Origin of the sequence: Paenibacillus faecis, assembly GCF_008084145.1 — a bacterium.
Classification (GTDB): Bacteria; Bacillota; Bacilli; order Paenibacillales; family Paenibacillaceae; genus Fontibacillus; species Fontibacillus faecis.
In genome coordinates, this window is the sequence record NZ_VSDO01000001.1 from 1373532 (window position 1) to 1396228 (window position 22697).

Annotated in this window: 17 protein-coding genes; 7 read left to right on the plus strand and 10 right to left on the minus strand. The window is 55.5% G+C overall.

Annotation, left to right across the window (positions count from 1 at the left end; translation table 11 throughout):
• Window positions 1-304 precede the first annotated feature (304 nt).
• Window positions 305-1264, plus strand: coding sequence for a non-homologous end joining protein Ku (gene ku / locus FRY98_RS06305; RefSeq protein ID WP_148450837.1), 960 nt, complete (start codon window positions 305-307; stop codon window positions 1262-1264).
• A 327-nt stretch (window positions 1265-1591) separates the two neighbouring features.
• Here ku and FRY98_RS06310 read toward each other — a convergent pair whose 3' ends face one another.
• A complete protein-coding gene (locus FRY98_RS06310; RefSeq protein WP_148450838.1) occupies window positions 1592-2539 on the minus strand; it encodes an ATP-dependent DNA ligase in 948 nt (315 codons plus the stop codon).
• 383 nt (window positions 2540-2922) lie between these two features.
• On the opposite strand from FRY98_RS06310, the gene ligD reads away from it, so the two are divergent.
• Window positions 2923-3822, plus strand: coding sequence for a non-homologous end-joining DNA ligase (ligD, locus tag FRY98_RS06315; protein WP_148450839.1), 900 nt, complete (start codon window positions 2923-2925; stop codon window positions 3820-3822).
• Window positions 3823-4192: 370 nt separating this feature from the next.
• The gene (locus FRY98_RS06320; RefSeq protein ID WP_148450840.1) at window positions 4193-4843 is read left to right on the plus strand and encodes a transcriptional regulator; all 651 of its coding nucleotides are present in this window, start codon (window positions 4193-4195) and stop codon (window positions 4841-4843) included.
• Between the two features lie 1665 nt (window positions 4844-6508).
• On the opposite strand, the gene cls is transcribed toward FRY98_RS06320, so the two are convergent.
• Window positions 6509-7939: a cardiolipin synthase gene (gene cls, locus FRY98_RS06325; RefSeq protein ID WP_148451215.1), complete on the minus strand. Its 1431-nt coding sequence runs from the start codon at window positions 7937-7939 to the stop codon at window positions 6509-6511.
• Window positions 7940-8109: 170 nt separating this feature from the next.
• Here cls and FRY98_RS06330 point away from each other — a divergent pair, with 170 nt between their 5' ends.
• Together FRY98_RS06330 and FRY98_RS06335 are read left to right on the plus strand one after the other, a co-directional pair.
• Entirely contained in the window at window positions 8110-9096 is a 987-nt protein-coding gene (locus FRY98_RS06330) for a M23 family metallopeptidase (RefSeq protein WP_249043334.1), read from the plus strand.
• 53 nt (window positions 9097-9149) lie between these two features.
• The gene (locus FRY98_RS06335; protein WP_148450841.1) at window positions 9150-9560 is read left to right on the plus strand and encodes a bactofilin family protein; all 411 of its coding nucleotides are present in this window, start codon (window positions 9150-9152) and stop codon (window positions 9558-9560) included.
• A gap of 107 nt (window positions 9561-9667) precedes the next feature.
• Here the strand turns inward: FRY98_RS06335 and FRY98_RS06340 are convergent, their stop codons facing one another.
• Both FRY98_RS06340 and FRY98_RS06345 read right to left on the minus strand, forming a co-directional pair.
• Entirely contained in the window at window positions 9668-10444 is a 777-nt protein-coding gene (locus FRY98_RS06340) for an ABC transporter permease (protein ID WP_148450842.1), read from the minus strand.
• The gene (locus tag FRY98_RS06345) at window positions 10437-11348 is read right to left on the minus strand and encodes an ABC transporter ATP-binding protein (RefSeq protein WP_148450843.1); all 912 of its coding nucleotides are present in this window, start codon (window positions 11346-11348) and stop codon (window positions 10437-10439) included. The genes FRY98_RS06340 and FRY98_RS06345 overlap by 8 nt, the downstream gene beginning before the upstream one ends.
• A 158-nt stretch (window positions 11349-11506) precedes the next feature.
• Here FRY98_RS06345 and FRY98_RS06350 point away from each other — a divergent pair, with 158 nt between their 5' ends.
• Window positions 11507-11692 carry a hypothetical protein gene (locus FRY98_RS06350; protein ID WP_148450844.1) on the plus strand — a complete coding sequence of 62 codons (186 nt, stop codon included), beginning with the start codon at window positions 11507-11509 and terminating at the stop codon, window positions 11690-11692.
• Between the two features lie 17 nt (window positions 11693-11709).
• Complete coding sequence (locus tag FRY98_RS06355; protein WP_148450845.1) at window positions 11710-11958, plus strand: spore coat protein; 249 nt, start codon at window positions 11710-11712, stop codon at window positions 11956-11958.
• Window positions 11959-12024: 66 nt separating this feature from the next.
• On the opposite strand, the gene FRY98_RS06360 is transcribed toward FRY98_RS06355, so the two are convergent.
• From FRY98_RS06360 to gltB, 6 genes are all read right to left on the minus strand, one after another.
• Window positions 12025-12693, minus strand: coding sequence for a Fic family protein (locus FRY98_RS06360; RefSeq protein ID WP_148450846.1), 669 nt, complete (start codon window positions 12691-12693; stop codon window positions 12025-12027).
• 79 nt (window positions 12694-12772) lie between these two features.
• Window positions 12773-13603, minus strand: coding sequence for a phosphoenolpyruvate hydrolase family protein (locus FRY98_RS06365; RefSeq protein ID WP_148450847.1), 831 nt, complete (start codon window positions 13601-13603; stop codon window positions 12773-12775).
• A gap of 29 nt (window positions 13604-13632) precedes the next feature.
• Window positions 13633-14841: a Tm-1-like ATP-binding domain-containing protein gene (locus FRY98_RS06370; RefSeq protein WP_148450848.1), complete on the minus strand. Its 1209-nt coding sequence runs from the start codon at window positions 14839-14841 to the stop codon at window positions 13633-13635.
• A gap of 159 nt (window positions 14842-15000) precedes the next feature.
• Window positions 15001-16200, minus strand: coding sequence for a phosphoenolpyruvate hydrolase family protein (locus tag FRY98_RS06375; RefSeq protein ID WP_148450849.1), 1200 nt, complete (start codon window positions 16198-16200; stop codon window positions 15001-15003).
• Between the two features lie 271 nt (window positions 16201-16471).
• On the minus strand, window positions 16472-17575 hold the full coding sequence (locus FRY98_RS06380) for a glycerol dehydrogenase (protein WP_148450850.1): 1104 nt from the start codon (window positions 17573-17575) through the stop codon (window positions 16472-16474).
• Window positions 17576-17961: 386 nt separating this feature from the next.
• Complete coding sequence (gltB, locus tag FRY98_RS06385) at window positions 17962-22557, minus strand: glutamate synthase large subunit (protein WP_148450851.1); 4596 nt, start codon at window positions 22555-22557, stop codon at window positions 17962-17964.
• Window positions 22558-22697 lie beyond the last annotated feature (140 nt).

Here is a 22697-nt window from a genome sequence, read left to right on the forward strand (position 1 = left end):
GCTAGTGATCAGTAGGACGCAGATCCAACTCGCCGCATGGAGGCGAGGATTCCAAAATATAGTATAACCCTGTCGGGTAGATACAACTTAAACGGCTTAAGCTTAAGCGACGTTATCGCATCTTCTTGCACAAATCCCCACCGCGCATCTAAAGACCCTCAAAAAACGTATGTCCCCATTATATCGGTCTGTCCCAAGCCCCGCAACACGGAATCCACCCCCGTTCGGTTGGAACGGACCCTTATAGAAAACCGGATTTTATCCAATACTAAGAAAAATGCGAATTTCAAGGAGTGATTGATAGATGCATACCGTCTGGAAGGGGGCTATCAGCTTCGGCCTCGTTCATGTACCGGTCAAAATGTTCTCCGCCACCGAGGATAAAGATATTTCGATGAAGTATATCCATAAGGAATGCGGGAGTCCCATCTCGTACGTCAGGCGCTGCCCGACATGTGACGCAGACGTAAACTGGGAAGAAATTGCGCGCGGATACGAGTACGAGAAGGGCAAGTATGTTCTGTTTGAAAAAGAAGAATTGGAACAGCTATCCGCCCGCACCGAAAGAACCATCACGATCCTCGATTTCGTCGATCTGCATGAAATCGATCCGATTTATTTTCAGAAAACCTACTATCTTTCTCCGGATCAAGCCGGATCGAACGCTTATCAATTGCTGCTTGAAGCGATGCGTCAATCGGGTAAAATCGGGATCGCCAAAATCGCCATCCGCTCCAAGAGCAGCCTGGCCGCGATCCGGGTGATGGAGGGCTGTTTGGCGGTCGAGACCATCTTTTTCCCGGATGAAATCCGCCCGATCTCCCAGGTGCCGAATCTTCCCGAGCAAATCAGCACCAACGAAAAGGAGCTTACGATGGCCCGACTGCTGATCGAACAGTTGTCCACCCCGTTTGAGCCGGAAAAATACACGGACGATTACCGGATAAACCTCCTGCAGTTGATCGAAAGCAAAGTGGCCGGAGAAGAAATCAGCCTTGCACCGGCCAGGCCGGAAAGCAATGTGATCGATCTGATGGCCGCGCTCCAGGCGAGCATCGAGGCTGTCAAGCCGATCGCCACCGATCCCGGGCCGGCCAAGTCCAAGCGGGGCCGGACGAAGGCGCCCGCGGCGGAAGGAGCGGCCGCGGGCGGCGGCAAAAGGACCAAAGCGGCAGCGGAGGGTGCAGGTTCCGGCGAGCCGGAAGTCGTGACCAAGCCGAAGCGTAAGAGCGCGGGAAAAACCGCCAAGAAGACGATATCCTGATATAAGCCTGCCAGCCCGCCAGTCTATTGAGTTGCTGGTCCGCCTTGTTGCCTTTCCGCCGTTCGTCTGTCGTCTGGTCGTCTGTCCGTCTGTTCGTTCGTTCGTCTGTCCGTCTGTTCGTTCGTTCGTCTGTTCGTCTGTTCGTCTGGTCGTCGGTTCGTCTGTTCGTCTGTCCGCCTGTTCGACTGTTCGTCTGTCCGCTGTCCGCCATGCCTGCCCGACCTGTCCGCCTCTCCGCGATGCCTGCCCGACCCTGTCCGCCATGCCTGGACTGCCGCCTATGCTATGCCATCTATCGGCTGCTCCACGACCTTATGGCTTTAGGCTCTAAACCTGCTGGGAGAGGACGCAGGCTTCGGCAGGCACGCCGGCCCAGCCCTGGATGACCGGGTGACGCATCGTTCCCCCGGGCGTCCACTCCAGAAACTGTACTTTCACGGCCAGTTGGGGCTTCAGCCAGTCCGCTCCCTTGATTCGTTCGGGCGTATTGGCGAACGGCCTTGTTCCCGTTCTGAGCCGAGGCGCCAGCTCCGTGATTTTTTTCCAATCCTCGACTTTCCATTTGCCCGTACCGGCATGGCCGATATACAGAAACCTTCCTTCATCGTCATACACACCGAGCAGTAGAGCGTTCACCCTGCCGTCGCGGTAGGTGACCCCGCCGATGGCCGCGTAAAGATCATGAGCCAGCTTCAGCTTGGTCCAGCGGGCATCTTTTCCGCCGATCGCATAAGTGCTGTTCAGCCGTTTGGAGACGATCCCCTCCCAGCCCTGCTGCTTCATCACCGTAAAAAGACGGTCCGCGTCCGCCACATTGGGAACCGGCTGCAGCCGTTCATGCGGGATGAGGATATCCCGAAGCAGTTCCTGCCGTTCCGCCAGTGGCCTGTCCGTCACCCAGTCGCCGTTGCAGTACAATATGTCAAAAATCATATAGATCGCCGGAACCCGCGATACGGCTGAGCGGATCTCCTGGTCCCGCCGCAGGCTGTCGCGTTTCATGACCTCGTGGAAGGAGGGCTTCCCGCCGGAAATCGCGATCATCTCCCCGTCCAGAATCACCGAATCCGCGCGGCAGAACCCCGGCACATCGGTGAATTCCGGGTATTGACGGGTGCGGTCGTTCCCTTTTCGGTTAATCAGCTTTACTTCTTTACCGTCAAAATAAGTCAGCATCCGCACGCCGTCCCACTTCACCTGGGCGATCCAATCTTCCCCTTGGGGCGCTTCATGCACTCTGACCGGCTCAAACGGGACAACCGGCTTTAACTCCATGTCTTCGTCCTCCTCTTTCCGTTCCATTGCTTTTTTTGCTTCCGTTATCGCGAGCTTTTTTCCAAGTGTGCCCACCTGCCCCTCTCCGCATTCCCGGGCATGGGCTGAACTAGCGGCATGGGCTGAACTACTGTATTAGCAGAACCAGACGGAATTAGCTTGAACTACCGATATCCGCAGAACAAAATAGCATTGCGAACCGCCTACATTGGCGGACCCATCGGTATTCGCTGAACTAGCGGCATTCTCTGCATTCTCTGCATTCGCTGAACTACCGGCACTCTTGCCCGGCGTTAAATGGTCCAGCCTCAGTAAGGCGGCTTATAGTTTGCATGAAACAGGCAACGCTATAGAGAGAAGCTGGAAGGGAGAGTGTAAGTGTTATGGCGCGTACGATTAAAGGCAGTATTACGATAGAAGGGGTCGAGGTGCCCGTAAGCAACCCCGATAAACTGTTATGGCCGGAAGCCGGAATCACGAAGCTGATCTACTTGCAAAAGCTGGCCGAGCTTTCGCCCTACCTGCTCCGTTATTGTCAAAATCGCCTGCTGACAACGATAAGGTACCCCGGAGGAATACACGGCAAGTTTTTCTACCAAAAAAACGCCCCCGATCCGCTCCCTCCCTTTGTCCAAACCGCGGAGCACGAGGAAATCCGGTATGTCGTCATGAACAGCCTTCCCGTTCTTTTGTGGCTCGGCAATCTGGCGGCCATCGAGTTTCACCCCTCCCTGCATTATGTCGGCGAGCAATTGCCCTGCGAATGGATGATCGACCTTGACCCGACCCTGGAGGAAGAACCGCGGATTATGGAAGCCGCTTTTTATGTCGGCGAGATCCTCACCTCGCTTGGCCTGTCCTCGGTGCCCAAAACTTCGGGAGCGACCGGCCTGCAGATTATCGTGCCGATCGAGTACGGCGTCACCTTCGATGAACTGCGGCTCATCGGGCATTTCGTCGCCCGTTATGTGACGGAGAAACATCCGCGCTTGTTTACGATCGAACGGTTAAAAAAAGACCGCGGCGATAAAATCTACTTCGACTATCTCCAGCATTACGGAGGCAAAACGCTGGCCGCCCCCTACACCCCTCGTGCCCGGCAGGCGGCCAGCGTCTCGACGCCTCTAGCGTGGGAGGAAGTGGCCCGGACCCCGTCCCCAGCCGACTTTAACTTGCTCAATATCGGGCAGCGGCTTCGGGAACGGGGGGATCTGCTGGAGCATGTGCCGCCTCAATCGGTGGAGCTGATCCTGCAGCACTTGCGGAAGCCGGGAATCCGTTAGGGAGAAAGAGGAGTGGCGCTTGATTTAACGCGTACGATGCGGTACATTGGGTGTGTAATTAACAATGTGACCGTTTGCAATGGGTAGACAGGGAATGTATAGACAGCGAATGTGTAGACAGCGAATGTGTAGACAGCGAATGTATAGACAGCGAATGTGTAGACAGCGAATGTGTAGACAGCGAATGTGTAGACAGCGAATGTGTAGACAGCGAATGGGTCAATGTGTAAATAGCAACTTGGAAACAGTAACGTGGAAACAATAACCAATCTGCCGGTATGAAGCACATGCCGCCTTGATGCGCAGCCCCCTCTAGGAGCCGCGTATTGGGGCGGTTTTTTTATACTAATGAAAAAGGTGGAGGATGAAAATGAACCTATTCGAAGAGGTGTATGCGAATTGGCTGCAGCGGCAGTTAAAGGAAGAGACGAATGCGAGGAGGCGAGAGCTTTTGGCAAACGGGTTGGGTCATGGGACCGTGGAGTTTCTGCGCGCAATCTGGTTTCCGACCATTGGAAACCTGGATCATTTATATGCAGAGTACGAGGTACGGGATTTAAACAACGGATGCCGCTATCTTGATCTTGCCTACATGCCGGGTGGCGCAAAAGGCTGCATCGAGCTGCATGGTTTTCGCTCCCACGCTCGAGATATCGAGGCCAGCCGGTTTAAGGATTTATGCATGAAGCAAGCCCTGCTGGTTATGGACGACTGGCACTTTCTCCCGATTGCCTACCTCTCCGTCAAAGAGGACCCGGCCGTCTGCAAGCAGTTGGTCCTCGCTTTTGTCGGAAAGTTCCTGTCCGGTGCGGTTCCGTCCGATTTAAACTGGGCCGAGGCTGAAACCGTGCGCTATGCCCGCCGTTTGCTGCGGCCGTTTACACCCTTGGAGCTTTCTCTCCATTTGCGGCTTTCCGAACGACGGACTAGAGACGTGCTGCGCAGTCTTTTGGAGAGGAACCTGCTGAATGTTGCGAGCGGAGACCTGCGCTATCGCACATACAAGCTTGCTCAAAGCTGAGTCCCTAAGGGGGCAGCCGGACTCCCAGGATTTTGTAGCGCACGGTCGCCTCCGGACGCCGGGGCAGGCTCGATCCCATACGGTGCCCACCGGAGCAGGGGCGGCTCCGATCCCATGCGGCGCACACCGGAGCAGTGGCAGCTCCGGGGCCGCTCCATGGCCGTGTCGCCCAGCGCCACTTGCTCCTTGTGCGCACTACACAGCGGGATCTACCTTCGGTGCGCGCGAAGGGGGCCCACCGGGACCGGGACTCTAACGGAAATCATAGCCGCTATTTCGGCCAAAACGGCTCATTCGGAATTCTAACGGACGTAGTAGCGGCTATTTCGGTGTTTTCGGGTTGGAAACCTCCGATTTCTCAGGAATAGCAGCTATTATTTCCGTTAGATTTCCTGTAGACCCGTTTTTCACGATTTAGCGGCTATTACGTCCGTTAGAATTTTGGACCGGTCCTTTTCCGATCGGGCCGTCGCCCCAGGGGCGCCGGATCCGGCTGCTCCGACCGCGTGGTCGCCCATTGGCGGCGAATCACCCCCGTTCCCACCCGGCTCCCACCGGTCCCGGGGCTTCCGAGCGTCCGCGCAGCACCGCCACTTGCCCCAGGTCCGGTTCGCACCCGCCTAGTCCTCTAGCTCTGTGCGCGGAGCGGGGCCCGACGGGACCGGGATTCTAACGGAAATCATAGCCGCTATTTCGGCCAAAACAGCTCATTCAGAATTCTAACGGACGTAGTAGCGGCTATTTCGGTGTTTTCGGGTTGGAAACCTCCGATTTCTCAGGAATAGCTGCTATTATTTCCGTTAGATTTCCGATGGACCCGTTTTTCACGATTTAGCGGCTATTACGTCCGTTAGAATTTTGGACCGGTCCTTTTTCGGCCGGGCGGTCGCCCCAGGGTCGCCGGATCCGGTTGCTCCGACCGCGTGAAGCCCTGGTCGCCGGATGGCCCCCGTTCCCACCCGGCTCCCACCGGTCCCGGGGCTTCACCGCGTCCGCGCCGCACCGCCACTTGCCCCAGGTCCGGTTCGCACCGCCTAGTCCTCTAGCTCTGTGCGCGGAGCGGGGCCCGACGGGACCGGGACTCTAACGGAAATCATAGCCGCTATTTCGACCAAAACGGCTCATTCAGAATTCTAACGGACGTAGTAGCGGCTATTTCGGTGATTTCGGGTTGGAAACCTCCGATTTCTCAGGAATAGCAGCTATTATTTCCGTTAGATTTCCGATGGACCCGTTTTTTACGATTTAGCGGCTATTACGTCCGTTAAAATTTTTGGACCGGTTCCTTTTTCGCCGCACGGAGCACCTGAGCGCCGGATCGGCCCCCGCTCCCACCGGTCCCGGGTCGCCCCACGCCCGTGCCGCACAAGCGCTGCTTGCTCGCGACCGCGCGATCGCCCTTGGGCGCCGGGTCACCCCCCGCGTCCGCGCCGCACAGGCGCTGCTTGCTCGCGACCGCGCGATCGCCCTTGGGCGCCGGGTCACCCCCCGCGTCCGCGCCGCACAAGCGCTACTTGCTCCGACCGCGCGGTCGCCGGATCGGCCCCCGCTCCCGCCCGGGTCGCCCCACGCCCGCGCCGCACAGGCGCCACTTGCCCCACGTCCGCTTCGCGCACAGGCGCCGCTCGCTCCGTTGCGCGAAGCGGCTCTTCCCGCGATCCCGTCCTACAGCAGCGGCGAGAGGAGCCGCGCGACCAGTTCGGCCGCGCGCTGCCTGCGGGAGCGACGGGCGAATTCCCGCGGGTTGATGCGGCGGGAGTCGGCCATGTCCTGCTGGAAGTCCCGGGACAGGCGGGCGATCGTTTTTTCGTCGAACAGCAGGGCCGTCATTTCGAAATTGTAAAAGAAACTGCGCATATCCATGTTCGCGGTTCCCACGGAGGCCAGCACGTCGTCGACGATCAGCACTTTGGCGTGCATGAAGCCTTTGGTGTATTCGTAAAACTCGACTCCCGCTTGAAGCAGTTCCTCCACATAAGACAGTGAGGCCAGCTTTACAAGGCGGCTGTCGGAATTGTAAGGGATGATGATCTTGACATCGATGCCGCTGACCGCCGCAGTTTTGAGGCCCTCGTAGACGCTCGCGTCCGGGATGAAATACGGGGTCGCGATCCAAATCCGCCGCTTGGCCACGGCGATGGCACCGAAACACATCTCCTGGATGGCGTTCCAGTGCTGGTCCGGGCCGCTGGCCAGAATTTGCACCTGTTCCCTGCCTAGACAATGATGTTCGGGGAACAGATCCGGGTCGTGAACGGGCTGACCTGCGGCCAGTTTCCAATCGCCGAGAAACGTATTTTGCAAAAAATAAACGGCGTCTCCCTTGATCTGCAAATGGGTGTCCCGCCAATATCCTACTTTATCGTAGAGCCCGAGATAATCGTCGCCGACATTCAGTCCGCCCACAAATCCGACCGTTCCGTCCACGACGATGATTTTACGATGATTGCGGTAGTTGATGCGACGGTCCAGCGTGGCGATCAGCGGAGGCAGAAAAAAATAAACCTCCACCCCGGCCTCCCGCAGTTCCCGCACAAAAGATCGCGACAAATGGTAGCTGCCCAACCCGTCGCAAATCAGACGCACCTTTAAGCCCTCCCGGGCTTTTTGGCTCATAACCTCTTTAAATCGCCCGCCCAGACCGTCATCCCGAAAAATATAAAATTCGATATGTATATGATGCCTGGCTTTTCTCATTTCTTCGAGCATGGCCTCAAAAGCTTCTTCCCCGCTGCTGAGCACCCTGGTCTCGTTGCATCCGGTAATCGGGCTCTCCGAGAGATGGGTCAACAGGCCGAAAAGGCGCTCCTGCCCTTCGAAGCCTTTGTTGTTCATCTGGCCGGAAGTCTCCACAATGACCGACTGCTGCCACAGCTTGGCCTTCATCTCCTGGAACAGCCGGGTCCCTTGACTGCGCAGCTTTCTGCGCTTTTTATAATCCTGGGCCACGAAATAATAGAGAATAAAGCCGATCAGCGGAACGACGAACAGAATGAACATCCAGGCGATCGCCTTGCTGGGCTTCCGAAACTCCAATACAAGAATCGTAGCGATTTGAAAAATGAATGCGAGTAAAACGGCCACCAGCCACACCATGGTCTTCACCCTTCCCTTCAATCAGCATTAACCATTCTGCGTTCGCTTTATTCAGGTTCCAGTTCGCCTCGTCCCCCGATATATCAGACAAAGCCGGATTTTTGACATGTTTTAAGAGTCATAGGAATAGATAAGTTATAGAAGCTCATTTTGAGAGGAAGGGAGATGCCATGAAAACCGCCAGTTTAGGCCTCGCCCACCCCCAGCGGATGACCTTGCTCGTCCTAAGGGATGCCAACCAGCCTGTAAAACAGCTTCAGGTTTCCAAGCCGCTGGTCATCGCCGTGCCGCTCCTTGCCATACTGTCCATTTCCGGGCTGATCATCAGCCTCCAAGTTCAATCCAGCCAGACGATTTCCCGATTGGAGCAGCAGATCCGGAACCAGGAACTGCGATTCGAAGCGGTCGTGACCGACAAGAACGCGGCCATCGAAAGGCTCCAGAATGAAGTGATCGCGTTATCCGGGCAGTCCCGCGAAGTGATGGACCGGATGGAGCGCGTGTCCGAGCTTGAAACGGAGTTGCAGCAATTCATCAAGAAGTACGGCGGACAGGAAGGCTTGCGGAACCTCTCTTCCCTGTCCTACGAAGAACCCGAAACCCTCGGGGTGGGAGGCGAGTTCATAGCGGTCCATGAGAACGAAATCGAACGGTTGGCTGCCGTAACCCGTGAACAATTTGCGGAGATGAGCTCGCTCCTGGACGAGATGGAACGCAACATCCCCAATACGCTAAAAAAAGCCCGCCAGACGCAGCACTCGATTTCGGGGACTCCCAGCGAATGGCCCACGTTGTCCAAGCGCCTCACTTCCAATTTCGGTTACAGGAGGGATCCTTTCTCGGGACGGGCCTCTTTTCACGCGGGGATCGACATTGCCGGACGAACCGGCGACCCGGTCTACGCGGCGGGTGCGGGAAAAGTCATTACGACCGCCAAGGACGGATCTCACGGCAAATACATCGTGGTCGAGCATCCGGGAGGACTGCAAACCTGGTACCTGCATCTCAGCCAGATCGGCGTTTCCACAGGCGACAGCGTCAAAAAAGGGCAGGAAATCGGCAGCCTCGGCAGTACCGGCCGCAGTACCGGCCCCCACCTTCATTTCGAGATCGTCAAGCAAGGAGAACCTGTCGACCCGCTGCCTTATCTGAAGTAAGTTACCGTCGTCCAGTCTGATTTTTATATTCCTAAAGGAGGCTAAAAAAAACGATGCTCAAAAAGAACAATACGATTACAGGCGGTACGGACACGCTGATCGGAAAAGGAAGTTCGGCGGAAGGAAAGCTGGAATGTCAAACCAACTTGCGCATCGAGGGGAAGTTTTACGGTGACATCGAGTGCGGCGGGCAGGTCGTGATCGGGGAAACCGGGGAAGCCTTGTCCAATATTAAAGGGAGCGACATTGTCGTGGCCGGTAAAGTGATCGGCGACATCACCAGCCAGGGGCGGCTCACCATTACCGGCAGCGGGCAGGTTGAGGGAACCGTCAATGTCGCGAAGCTGGTCATCGTCGAAGGAGGGCTCCTGAACGGATCGGCGCAAATGGAGAAGACCTCCCCTTCCGTGCTTTCCGTCAAAGAGAAGTCCTCGAAAAAAGCGGCTCAGCCTGAAGCGGGGTAATCGCGGTGGATCGAAAAAAATAAGTTCCCGGGTGCATAGACGCAAACGGGAACTTTTTTGTTGGGTCTCCTTTTAAGGATTACGCGCTTATGATTACACGCTTAAGATTACGCGGCGACATCCCGCTTTTTGAACACGAGCCAGGCGATGACCAGGAAAGCAATCACATAGACGCCCAGAACGGCGGCCGAGAAGCCCAGCGTCATTCCCGCAGGCCCGATTTGGCCTCCCCGGTATTTGCCTAAATCCATATTGACGAACAGCATGTACTTTGCCCAAGGGTAGCGTAACGGATGGAACAGCATCGTAAAAAGGCCGCCGGCAAACAAAATGAACATCGACAGACCGATGGCGATTCCCCCCGACCGGAATACGGTGGAAATCATAAACGAAAAGATGGTGATCACCAGAAGATCGATATACCGGTAAAGCAAGTCCTCCATAATCATTCCGAACGCTCCAGGCCCTTCCGGGAAGATCCCGGACGAAATATTCGGGAACAGAAGAAACGAAACCGCAATACAGGCCAGCAGAAACACGGCCGTCATCAAGACGGTAAACAACAATACCGCCAACAGCTTGGACACCAGGATTTTTGTTCGCGTCCAGGGCCGAATGAGCAGCAGCTTGACCGTCCCCCACGTAAACTCTCCCGCGACGATGTCCGAGGCGACGACCACCGAGTAAATCGTGACCAAATAGTAGAGAAAAGATAATTGATCCACCGCTTCCCAGGCTCCGACCATATTTAGCGGGCTCCCGAAATAGAACAAAGCGCTGAATAGCATCGTTAGAAAGACCAGAATGGCCGCCATGACCCAGGTCCGTATCCGACGGTATATTTTCATATTTTCATTTTGAACGAGTCTGAAAAAATCAATCAATTTGCCCGCCCCCCGTCATTTCCAAAAATTGATCCTCCAGCGAACGGGTCAGAACCCGGATGCCGTATACGGAAATCCCGGCCAAAACGAGCTTCGTATTGATTTCGGCGGTTGCGGACCGGTCGGCGGTGACGATCAAATGATTGCCTTCAAGCCGTCCTTCCTTAACAAGCCGGAGCGCCCGCTCCGGAGCGTCCACTTCAAATGCGGTTTCTTGAGGCCGGTCCGCGGCGTCGTTTTCCTTTCCAAGGGTTTTGACATCGATCAGCCGTCCATGCTGAATAACCGCGACCGTATCACACATCAGTTCCATCTCGGACAAAAGATGGCTGGAGACGAACACCGTCGCCCCTTCCTCCTTCGCCAAAACCCGCAAGTAATCCCGCAATTCGCGTATCCCTTGGGGATCGAGGCCGTTCGTCGGCTCGTCCAGAATCAACAGCTTCGGGCGGTGCAGAATCGCTTGAGCCACTCCAAGCCGCTGCCTCATCCCGAGCGAGTAGGTTTTCACTTTATCATGAATCCGGTGCTGCATCCCCACGCGCTCCACCGCTTCCATAATTCGCTCCTTGGTAATCCCCGGAGACATCCGCGCATAATGCAGCAGATTCTGGTACCCGGTCAGAAATTTGTACATTTCCGGATTTTCCACAATCGCCCCGACCGCCGAAATCGCCCGCTCAAAGTCGCTTTTCACGCTCGCTCCCTGGATGAGTATATCCCCTTTGGTGATCGACATCAGTCCGACCATCATCCGGATGGTCGTCGTCTTGCCGGCTCCGTTCGGCCCCAAAAAACCGAACACCTGGCCCGGTGGTATATCCAGCGTCAAACGGTCGATCAACACTTTCGATCCGATTCTTTTGGTGACGTTCTGAATTCGCACGACTGGTTCTTGCGCCATACGTTCACTCCCTCTCCTGACCAACCCATCGGATTCTTGATTCATGCGCCGGCATTTTACCCTATTTTACCATAAATACCGATAGAATGGGTTCCTGCATATTTACATGCAAAGAAGAGGACAATAACCTGCGAGTCCCCTGAAAGGAGTAGGAAGAAATGGCCCAGATCAATCAGCAGGAGTTACAAAGCCTGCGTCATCTGATCGGCGCGCATGAAACGGCAAACCAAAAGATGCTGACCTACGCGCAGCAGTGTACCGATCCGCAGGTGAAGGCTTATTTCGAAAAATCGGCCCAGGACGCGTTAAACACCAAAGAACAGCTTATGTCATTCTTGAACTAGGGAGGAGGCACGGCGACATGATGCAGGATAAAGACATGGTCAATGATGCGCTTTCCATGGTCAAAAGCAGCCTGACTACCTATGCCAGCGTGATCTCGGAATGCGCCAACCCCCAACTCAGATCGACCATTCAGCAGATCAGAAACAACTGCGAAACCTCGCAGTACGAACTGTTCAGGCTGGCCCAGTCGAAAGGTTATTACCAGCCGGCGATGATGGCCGATAACCAGGAAATTCAGCAGGTAAAATCGCAGCTTGGCGGCTAATGGAAAAATAGGATGCAAAGAAGACGGCCGGGTACCAGGGCCGTCTTCTTTTATCGTCGTCTTCATTTACTTTACCGTACCGATATATCTCCGCAAGCTCTCCTCTACGCATCCGGCGATCAATTCTACAAACGGCTCCAGCTCACTTTGCACGCTTGCAGCTTCCAGCGTCTCGTAATACCTTAACCGATCCATGGTCTCAGCCTTGACGATGGCCGGAGGATATCCGTATTTCATAAGGATCAAGTTCATCAGGAGCCTTGCCGTTCGCCCGTTCCCTTCGTTGAAAGAATGAATATAGACGAAGCGGAAGTGGAATTCCGCAGCTAATCGGACGGGATGAAGCTTATCTTTTTGCACGTCATACCACTGGAGTAATTGCTCCATTTTCTCGGAAAGTTCGTCGTCGATATTTTTCAGAACAAGATGATGAAGCGACTTGATCACGAATTCGGTTAATTCAATCTTGCGGTCTACGATATCTTGAACATAATCAATAGCTTCGGAATGGTTGACGACTTCAAAATGCTCACTCAGCTTTTTGCCCCCGATGGTCAAACCATCTTCGAGAACAAGTTTCGTTTCCAGAAGGGTCAGCGTGTTTCCTTCCATCGCATTCGAGTGGTAGGTCCATTCGACACGATCGATTTCTTCCAGATTTTTGACTGCTGCTGCCGGCAAGGGCCGGAGGGCATCCAATTCGCTTTTAAGCTGATCTATTGTACCGAAGTCCATATGACCGCTCCTTATCCCGCTATTATCCATCACTTTATCATGAGTGGGTATAATAAAATCCGGATTTCTTCGCCTTTTCTTATTTCGAAATAGCCTTGAACGCGGCCGATTGCTCCCGGATGCCCTTCTCCGCCGCAAAACGCTCGATGCTGGAGGCTCCGAAGAAGCCGTCGATGTCGGGGATATGCTGCATGATATAAGCGGCATCCGCCGGTTCGGCGATCGGGCCGCCGTGGCAAATGACCATGATGTCCGGACGGACGGCACGACCCGCGGCAATGATGTCCTTGATTTTCACGACACAATCATCCAGGGTGAGCGCTGTCTTCGCGCCGATCGTACCTTTCGTGGTAAGCCCCATATGAGCCACCAAAATATCCGCACCGGCTTCCGCCATCGCCTTGGCTTGTTCCGGATCAAAGACATATGGGCAGGTCAGCAGGTCCAACCGATGCGCTTTGCGGATCATTTCCACCTCCAGGTCGTAACCCATACCGGTTTCCTCCAGATTTTGCCGGAACACACCGTCGATGAGCCCCACCGTCGGGAAGTTTTGCACGCCGTTGAACCCCATATCCTTTAATTGTTTTAAGTAAATGTCCATGACGCGGAACGGGTCGGTACCGCAAACGCCGGCCAGCACCGGAATGTCGTTTACGACGGGCAGCACCTCGGAAGCCATTTCGACCACGATCGCATTGGCATCGCCATAGGCGAGAAGCCCGGCCAAAGAACCTCTGCCGGCCATACGGTAACGGCCGGAGTTGTAAATAATCAGCATATCGGCGCCGCCCGCTTCGCTGCTCTTGGCGGTAATGCCGGTGCCGGCGCCTACGCCCAGAAGGATTTTTCCGCCTTCAACTTCCGCTTTGAATTTGGCCAGAATTTCGTTTCGGGTCATCGTATTCATATTTGATTTCTCCTTTTTCCTGTGAATGATTATTTGCTCTCCATCATAGCGATGAGCTTTTTGGCGGCGGCAAGCGCAAAGGAATCGTCGTTAATGTGCTCATCCAATTCGCAAAGCTCCACCTTGCTGCGATTTAAGTTGGTTCTTAAAGCATCGAACAAAGCTTCGTTCTCCTCAGGGCCATAGAAAGGTTGACCCTCGGCGTCAATCATGGAGACGCCCTTTAACGGCAACATTAAAACGCTTTCACCCTTAGCCAGGTTCAGCTTCTCCGCCAACTTCTCGCCAACGGCTTTGTTCTCCTCCACCGTGGTGCGCATCAGGGTAACCGTCGGGTTATGGCGATAAAGGTTGCGGTGCTTGTAGCGCTCAGGCACGGTATCGATAGGGCCGAAGTTAACCATATCGCAAGCCCCCACGGAAACCACCTGCGGGACGCCGTAAAGTCCGGCGGCTTCGCAGCGATTCGGCCCGGCATTCAGCACGCCGCCGAACAGCTCATCGCACCATTCGGTCGTGGTCAAATCCAGCACGCCTTGGAAATACCCGCTGCGTACCAGATCCTCCATCGTGCGGCCACCGGTTCCGGTTGCATGGAAAACCAGCACTTCATAGCCCTGCTCCTCCAAATAGGCCTTCGCCGTTTCTATGCAAGGGGTCGTTACCCCAAACATGGTGGCGGCAACCAATGGTTTTTTCTCCACCTTCGTAACTTGATGCTCCAGCATGCCCGCCATGGCAAAGACCGCATTGCTGAAAATTCTGGTGGAAATGGAATTAAGTCCGGCCACATCGACAATCGAAGGCATCAAAATCACGTCGCTGGTGCCCACATACTGTTCGGTGTTCCCTGAAGCCATGGTGGATACCACAATTTTCGGCACGCCGATGGGAAGAGCCCGCATGGCCGGCGTAATAATTGAGGTGCCTCCCGAGCCGCCCAAAGAGATGATCCCTTGGAACTTGCCCTCCTGATAAAGGCGGAGAACGATTTTTTCGGTTCCCTTGGCCATAGCCGCTGTGGCACACGCCCGGTCTTTGCGGGCTACCAGTTCCCGAAGATTTTCGCCCGCCTCGGCGGCAATTTCTTCGTTGGACACATCGGGAACAAAGGCGGGTTCAAATGTTCCCGTATGCAGGGTCAAGGTGTTAAGGCCGATTTCAGTAAACAGCTCCTTCAAGTAAAGGAACTCCTTCCCCTTGCTGTCGAACGTCCCCACGATCGCTACAGTTTTCATGGATGAACAACACCTCCTGAAATGATCCGTTTCTCACCGCCGTTGAGATTGTAACGGCTTTCAAAACTGATAATTTAATTGTACGGCTCGGCGGAAATATTGATATTGCTTGAAATAAGCCGTTTTTGTGCTTATATTGGATTTTGCTTCGCCGTCCGTTTATTTCGGGGTGTTGCTTTTTCGATAACCTGTAGGCGTCATGCCTTTATATTTCTTGAATATTTTGGTGAATTGAAAATAATCGCCATAGCCCACCAGCTCCGCCACCTTTCCCACGGGCATGTCGGTCTCCCTCAGGAAGTCCCCCGCCTTGTTCATCCGGAAACGGATCAAATATTCCGTAAAGCTACAACCGACAATCCGTTTGAACTTGGCGCTCAAATAGGAAGGCGTGACATGGGCCGCCAAGGCCAGCTCGCTGAGGAGGATAGGCTCATTATAGTGATGGGTGATATGCTCTTTGATAAACTCCACATAATCATAGTCCTGGGCCTGTCCGTTCAACACCTTGATCAGGCTGTTCTCTTCCTCGTCGCTTTGCGAAATTTTAAAGGATTTGGTGGTGTTCAAAATCGCCTTTTCCGCCGGAATCCGTTCGAAGGACGATCCGCCCACAAAGCCTTGGCAGGCGGAATTGTCGTAAAAGTAGCGGGCATCGATGGAGGATTTGATCGGGCCGCCGTAGACCATCTTTATCGCCTCGGGACGAATCCGTTCGCATGTATCGAAAATCCGCTGGGCGTCCCCTCGCCCTCTTTCCAACGACTGCACTTTCTTCGCGCCCAAGACGCCGCCGGTCGTCAGCCCCAAATGGGCGCAGATAATATCCGCCCCGGCCTTCAGCATCTGCTCCGCCTGCCAGGCATCAAAGACGAAGGCCAAGGTAAACAGCCCTTGCTCATGGGCAAGGCGGATCGCCTCGATTTCCTGACGATAGGAGATCCCTTCCTCCTCCAGCGCCTCGCGAAACTTCCCGTCGATCAGTCCGATCGTGGGCCAGTTGTTTATTCCGTCAAAGCCGGATTTTTTAATATGCCTTATGTATTCCGGGAGGGAAATACCGGGGTCCGTAGCGTTCAGCCCGAATAAAATCGGAGTATCCTGCAGGAGCGGCATCAACTCGCGCGAGGCAAAATCCATTACGGCTTCATTGCTGTTGGAATAACAAAGATAACATCCCAGAGACGCCCGGCCCATCTGTCGAAAGCGTCCGGCACTGAGGGCCAGAATAAGATCCGCCCCGCCCAAAACACTGTATTTGGTCGTCATCCCGCTGCCCGCAGCGACACCTATAATATGCCCGTTGACTTTGATTTGGGCATTTAGCCGTTTAAGTATCTCTTGTCTGGATATTTGCATGGGCGACACCTCCTTTTATGCCAACGATACCAAAAGAACAAGTTGTTCAACAAATTTCGTTCTTTTCCAACACAATTATACATCCAAATATTGTAAAAATCTATGTGATCCTATCATGATTTTATGTGTTTAAATCTTTTATCGGCTAGAAGTATTAGGGATGATTTCTGAAACGTTACATCCGATAATGAAAAAAAAAGCGAGAGCGCACATCCGGCATGCACTCTCGCTTCTTGTCTTCTTCCGGTATATTTTCAGATAAGCGGTTGATTTAAGCCTCCGCAATCTGTCCGCTTAACACATCCACGGCCAGGATGGCGGACGCTACCTGCTCGGCTGTGACTTCATCCGACAGATTCACCATGGTTTCATTAGGCTGTGTTGCGGCTTGGCCTACCTTAAGCAACTCATCAAAAGTAACCTGCTCCAGGTGCAGCTCTTTCAAGGTTGTCGGAAGACCCAGCTTTCGGTAGAAGCTAATATACTTGAGGATCTCTTCTTCCGGATGGAGTTCAAGCACCAACTGCACCAGCGTCCCATAGGCTACTTTTTCTCCATGGGTTAAGTGGTGGATGTCGCCCGACAACACCGTAAATCCGTTATGAATGGCGTGCGCCGCCGCCAGGCCGCCGCTTTCGAAGCCAAGACCCGACAGAAGGGTGTTGGCTTCGACCACCGCCTCCACATGTCGGGTGACCAGCCCTTTTTGCACGGCTTGATAGGCGGGGATCCCGTACTTGAACAGCGTTTCTTCACAAGCCTTCGCAATGGCTTGGGCGGCAATGCTCGGTTTGCCGCCGGACATCGCGGCACCGTTGCTTTTGACCGTTGCACGCACTTCGATCCATGTCGCCATCGCATCGGCGATTCCCGAAGCGAACAGGCGGGCCGGCGCTTTGGCCACAATAGCGGTATCCACCAGTACCAGGTCGGGATTTTTATGGTAGAAACGATAGGCCTCAAAGACCCCCTCATCACTGTAAATCACGGACAAAGCGCTTGTGGGCGCGTCGGTCGACGCGGTAGTCGGGACGATTACCACTTTGGACTTCAACTCATCCGAAACCGCCTTGGCCGTATCCAACGTTTTGCCTCCACCGACCCCAATGACGAAGTCCACCGATTGCGCCTTGCCTTCCCGGGCAATGCGGTTGACTTCATTTGAAGAGGCCTCCCCGTTGAACAAAACAAAATGAAAGTCCAGCCGCTCCGAGGACAAACTTTGTTTGATCCGATCCTCCGTAATGTTCCAAACTACTTCATCGGCCATTATGAGCGGTTTGCGTCCCAGTTCTTTGATGTGTTTACCCAGTTCCTGCAAGGCGCCTTGGCCTTGAATGTATTTGCCCGGTGAAATAAAAACAATGTTTGCCACAAGGATCTCCCCCTATGAAGTTTTTGCCTACACTTGATTTTAACATGTACGAATCGCGCCGATTTATGCTAAAATTCAGTTTCCCTCGCCGCTTCGCCAATAGCTCCTGTGGCGCCTTACACAACTAACGGGAATTTCTCCCGCTAATTGTGTTAGATTTTGCCTAAAGAGTCCATTTACCTGGAATTTTTCCCGCTAATTCGGGCGATTCGGCGCCTTACGGCTAATATCCTCGTTATTAGCGGGACTTCTTCCCGTTATTATTTCTCTGCGGCAGTTTCAGGAGGAATTAACGGGAGGTTTTCCTGTTAATTCCATGCGAATGTATATGAAAAAACGCCGCCCCGTCATTTTCCTGACGAAGGCGGCGCCTTTTCGTTTGCGGTTTAGTTGCCGGAGCGGGCAAGCTCCCGCGTGTTGGCTTCGAAGGCGGCGAGCAGGGCGGCCTCGCCCTTCAAGCCTTCGTTCTCCACCTTACGGATTTGCTCCAGCATCCGTTTGTAATCTTTCGGAATGACGCGGACGAATTTCGGCAGCAGGTCGTTCCAATTGTCCAGCACGCGGCGGCCGACGATGCTGTCCGTATACAGGACATGGCGGCTGATCAGCGTGCGGAGCTGGTCGGCTTCTTCCGGTTCGGCCACCTGCTCCAGCAGAACCATCTCCAGGTTGCAGCGCTTGATGAAATCGCCCGTCACATCGAGGACGTAAGCGATCCCGCCCGACATGCCCGCCGCGAAATTGCGGCCGGTTTCGCCGAGGACGACGACGCGTCCGCCGGTCATATATTCGCAGCCATGGTCGCCTACGCCTTCGACCACGATGTTCGCGCCGGAGTTGCGGACCGCGAAGCGCTCGCCCGCGATGCCGCGCACGTAGGCTTCCCCGCCGGTCGCCCCGTAGAACGACGTGTTTCCGACGATGATGTTCTCCTCGGCGGCAAACGTAGCCTGCGGCGACGGCTTCACGACGACCTTGCCGCCCGACAACCCCTTGCCGGTGTAGTCGTTCGCGTCGCCTTCCACCGTCAGCGTCATGCCCTTCGGCACGAAGGCGCCGAAGCTTTGGCCCGCCGATCCTTCAAACCGGAACGTAATCGTATCCTCCGGCAGTCCAGCCGCGCCGTAAATGCGCGTCACTTCGCTCCCGAGGATCGTCCCCGTCGCCCGGTTCACGTTGCAGATCGGCAGCACCGCGCTGACGGCTTCGCCGCGCTCCAGCGCCGGCGCCGCCAGCTCCAGGAGACGCGTCATATCCAGCGTCTCCTCCAGGCCGTGGTTTTGCCGGCGGGTGCAGTAACGGCTGCCGCCCTCAGGCACCTCCGGCATGTGGAGCAGGGAGGACAGATCGACGCCCTTCTTCTTCCAATGATCGATCGCTTTGAGCGTATCCAGGCAGTCGGTCCGTCCGATCATTTCATCCAGGTTGCGGAAGCCGAGCTCGGACATCCACTCGCGGAGATCTTCGGCCACGAAGGTCATGAAATTGACCACATGCTGCGGATCGCCCGTAAAGTTTTTGCGCAGCTCCGGATTTTGGGTGGCGACGCCGACCGGGCAAGTATCCAGCTGGCAGACGCGCATCATGATGCAGCCGACCGCCACGAGCGGAGCCGTCGAGAAACCGTACTCCTCGGCGCCGAGCAGCGCGGCGACGGCGAGGTCGCGTCCGGTGAGCATTTTGCCGTCCGTCTCCAGAACGACGCGGTCGCGCAAATTGTTCAGCATCAGCGTCTGCTGCGTTTCGGCGAGCCCGAGCTCCCAAGGGAGGCCCGCATGGCGGATCGAGCTTTGCGGCGAAGCTCCGGTCCCGCCGTCATAGCCGCTGACGAGAATGACGTCGGCACGGCCTTTGGCCACGCCCGCGGCGATCGTGCCGACGCCGGCTTCGGATACCAGCTTGACGTTGATCCGCGCCTGCGGATTCGCGTTCTTCAAGTCGTAGATCAGCTCCGCCAAATCCTCAATCGAATAAATATCGTGGTGCGGCGGCGGCGAAATCAGACCCACGCCCGGCGTGGAACCCCGGACTTCGGCGACCCAAGGATACACCTTGCGGCCCGGAAGCTGTCCGCCTTCGCCCGGCTTGGCGCCCTGCGCCATCTTGATCTGAATTTCATCGGCGTTGACCAGGTAATGCGAGGTGACCCCGAAGCGGCCCGAGGCGACCTGCTTGATGGCGCTGCGGCGCAGATCGCCGTTGGCGTCCGGCACATAACGGGCCGGGTCCTCGCCGCCCTCGCCGGTATTGCTCTTGCCGCCGATACGGTTCATGGCGATCGCGATCGACTCGTGCGCCTCTTTGCTGATCGAACCGAACGACATCGCTCCTGTTTTGAAGCGGCGCATAATCGACGCGGCCGACTCCACTTCGTCCAGCGGAACCTTAGGTCCGACCGGTTTCAGATCCAGCAATGAACGAAGCGTAAGATGCTTCTCGTTTTCCCCTTGAACGAGGGACGCGAATTTTTTATAGAGTCCGTAATCGCCGGTACGAACGGATTGCTGAAGCAGATGCACGGTCTGCGGGTTGAACAGATGCTCCTCTCCGTCATTCCGCCATTGGTATTCCCCTACGGAATCCAGCACCGGATCTTTGCCGTCCTGGCTGGCGAAAGCGCGGAAGTGATGGGACAGCGTCTCCTGCGCCACCTCTTCCAGCCCGATGCCGCCGATCCGGGACGGCGTCCAGGTAAAGTAACGGTCCACGAAGTCTTCTTTCAAGCCCACCGCTTCAAAAATCTGCGCCCCCCGGTAGGACTGAATGGTGGAGATCCCCATTTTGGACAGTGTCTTTATGACGCCTTTGGTCGCGGCCTTGATGAAGTTGCCCACCGCTTTGTAATGGGAAATGCCTTGCAGCAGTCCCTGGGTGATCATGTCATCCAGCGTTTCGAAAGCGAGGTAAGGATTCACCGCGTTGACTCCATACCCGAGCAGCAGGGCAAAATGATGGACTTCGCGCGGCTCCCCGGATTCCAGCAGGATGCTGACCTTGGTCCGCGTTTCCTGACGAATGAGATGATGATGCAGCGATGAAACGGCAAGCAGCGCCGGGATGGCGGCGTTCTCGGCGTCCACGCCGCGGTCGGACAGAATCAGGATGTTATGACCCTTCGCGATCACGCGGTCCGCCGCTTCGCAGAGTGTGTCGAGCGCCTGGCGCAGCCCCTCCGCGCCTTGATCCGCCGGGAACAGGATCGGAATCGTCATCGCTTTGAAGCCCGGACGGCGAATGTGGCGCAGCTTGGCAAACTCCTCGTTGGACAATATCGGCGTCTCCAGGCGGATTTGGCGGCAGCTCTCCGGTTCCGGCTTGAGCAGATTCCGCTCCTGACCGATCATCGTCGCCGTCGAAGTCACGAGCTCCTCGCGGATGGCGTCGATCGGCGGATTCGTCACCTGGGCGAACATCTGCTTGAAGTAGTTGTACAGACGCTGCGGACGATCCGAAAGCACGGCAAGCGGAGCGTCGTACCCCATCGAAACGATGCCCTCGGCCCCGGTAAGCGCCATCGGTTCAAACACCTTGCGCAAATCCTCAAAGCTGTAGCCGAACGCCATCTGGCGCAGCGTAATGTTCTCGTGGCGGTCCGCCGGCGTTTCCGGCGCTTCGGGCAGATCCTCCAGCAGCACCATGTGCTCATCCAGCCAGACGCGGTAAGGATTTTCCTTGGCGATGGACGCCTTCACTTCCTCGTCGGAAATAATGCGTCCTTCTTTCGTATCCACGAGCAGCATCCGGCCCGGACGCAAACGGTCTTTATAGAGCACTTCTTCCGCCGGGATGTCGAGTACTCCCACCTCGGACGAAAGCACGATCAGATCGTTTTTTGTCACGTAATAACGGGAAGGACGGAGGCCGTTGCGGTCCAGGATCGCGCCGATTTGCACGCCGTCCGTAAAGCCCATGGCGGCCGGGCCGTCCCAAGGCTCCATTAATGCGCTGTGGTATTCGTAGAACGCCTTCTTGTCCTCGTCCATATCGGCATGGTTGCTCCAAGGCTCCGGAACCATCATCATGGCGACATGCGGGAGGGAGCGGCCGCTCAGGTACAGAAATTCAAACGTATTGTCAAACATCGCCGTATCGGATCCGTCCGGATTGATCACAGGCTTGACCTTTTCCAGATCGGCGCCGAAGGCTTCCGTTTCGAACAACGATTGACGGGCCCGCATCCAGTTCACGTTTCCGCGCAGGGTGTTGATCTCCCCGTTGTGGATCATGAAGCGGTACGGATGCGCTCTTTCCCAGCTCGGGAAGGTGTTCGTACTGAAGCGGGAGTGCACGAGCGCGATCGCCGACTCGAGACGCTCATCCTGCAGATCGAGGTAGAACTGTCCAACCTGCTCCGTGGTGAGCATCCCTTTGTAGACCACCTTCCGGCAGGACATGCTCGATACGTAAAAAGCGTCCCCCTCCGCCTCGCCGCTATAGCGAATGGCCAGCTCGGCCCGGCGGCGGATCACGTACAACTTGCGTTCAAAATCCAGGTCGGTCGTCAATCCCGCGCCGCGGGAAATGAAAATTTGACGCACGAACGGCTTCGCCTCTTTTGCCGATTTGCCCAGCATGTCGTCACGGGTAGGCACGGTCCGGAACCCGATCACCTGTTGGCCTTCTTCCTCGATGATCCGGGTCAACTCCGCCTCCTGACGGCCGCGGACCTTCTCGTCATGCGGCAGGAACAGCATGCCTACCCCGTATTGACCGGCCTCGGGAAGGCGGTAGCCCAGCTTCTCGGCCTCCGCCGCAAAAAAGCGGTGCGGGATTTGCAGTAAAATACCTGCGCCGTCCCCCGAATTCGGCTCGCTCCCCTGGCCTCCGCGGTGCTCCATATTCGTCAGCATCGTCAAAGCCTGACTAACGATGTCATGGGAGGCCTTGCCTTTGATATGGGCCACAAACCCCATGCCGCAGGCGTCTTTTTCGAACGTCGGATCGTACAGTCCCTGCTTTGGTGGTATAACCGTATGTTTCATGTTCAGCGTCAACCTTTCTATAAATAAACTAAACCTTACTGTTAACGACATGTTTTATTTAGTATTTTTATTCTAACGGAAAACGCCGCTACTGTTTTTGCACTATCTTCTCTTTCTTTTGCACTAAAGCTAATAAATTT

Excerpts from the sequence above, each read along its gene's own strand:
- ku (WP_148450837.1), top strand. The coding sequence starts at position 305 with ATGCATACCGTCTGGAAGGGGGCTATCAGCTTCGGCCTCGTTCATGTA.
- FRY98_RS06310 (WP_148450838.1), bottom strand. The coding sequence starts at position 2,539 with ATGGAGTTAAAGCCGGTTGTCCCGTTTGAGCCGGTCAGAGTGCATGAA.
- ligD (WP_148450839.1), top strand. The coding sequence starts at position 2,923 with ATGGCGCGTACGATTAAAGGCAGTATTACGATAGAAGGGGTCGAGGTG.
- FRY98_RS06320 (WP_148450840.1), top strand. The coding sequence starts at position 4,193 with ATGAACCTATTCGAAGAGGTGTATGCGAATTGGCTGCAGCGGCAGTTA.
- cls (WP_148451215.1), bottom strand. The coding sequence starts at position 7,939 with ATGGTGTGGCTGGTGGCCGTTTTACTCGCATTCATTTTTCAAATCGCT.
- FRY98_RS06330 (WP_249043334.1), top strand. The coding sequence starts at position 8,110 with ATGAAAACCGCCAGTTTAGGCCTCGCCCACCCCCAGCGGATGACCTTG.
- FRY98_RS06335 (WP_148450841.1), top strand. The coding sequence starts at position 9,150 with ATGCTCAAAAAGAACAATACGATTACAGGCGGTACGGACACGCTGATC.
- FRY98_RS06345 (WP_148450843.1), bottom strand. The coding sequence starts at position 11,348 with ATGGCGCAAGAACCAGTCGTGCGAATTCAGAACGTCACCAAAAGAATC.
- FRY98_RS06350 (WP_148450844.1), top strand. The coding sequence starts at position 11,507 with ATGGCCCAGATCAATCAGCAGGAGTTACAAAGCCTGCGTCATCTGATC.
- FRY98_RS06355 (WP_148450845.1), top strand. The coding sequence starts at position 11,710 with ATGATGCAGGATAAAGACATGGTCAATGATGCGCTTTCCATGGTCAAA.
- FRY98_RS06360 (WP_148450846.1), bottom strand. The coding sequence starts at position 12,693 with ATGGACTTCGGTACAATAGATCAGCTTAAAAGCGAATTGGATGCCCTC.
- FRY98_RS06365 (WP_148450847.1), bottom strand. The coding sequence starts at position 13,603 with ATGAATACGATGACCCGAAACGAAATTCTGGCCAAATTCAAAGCGGAA.
- FRY98_RS06370 (WP_148450848.1), bottom strand. The coding sequence starts at position 14,841 with ATGAAAACTGTAGCGATCGTGGGGACGTTCGACAGCAAGGGGAAGGAG.
- FRY98_RS06375 (WP_148450849.1), bottom strand. The coding sequence starts at position 16,200 with ATGCAAATATCCAGACAAGAGATACTTAAACGGCTAAATGCCCAAATC.
- gltB (WP_148450851.1), bottom strand. The coding sequence starts at position 22,557 with ATGAAACATACGGTTATACCACCAAAGCAGGGACTGTACGATCCGACG.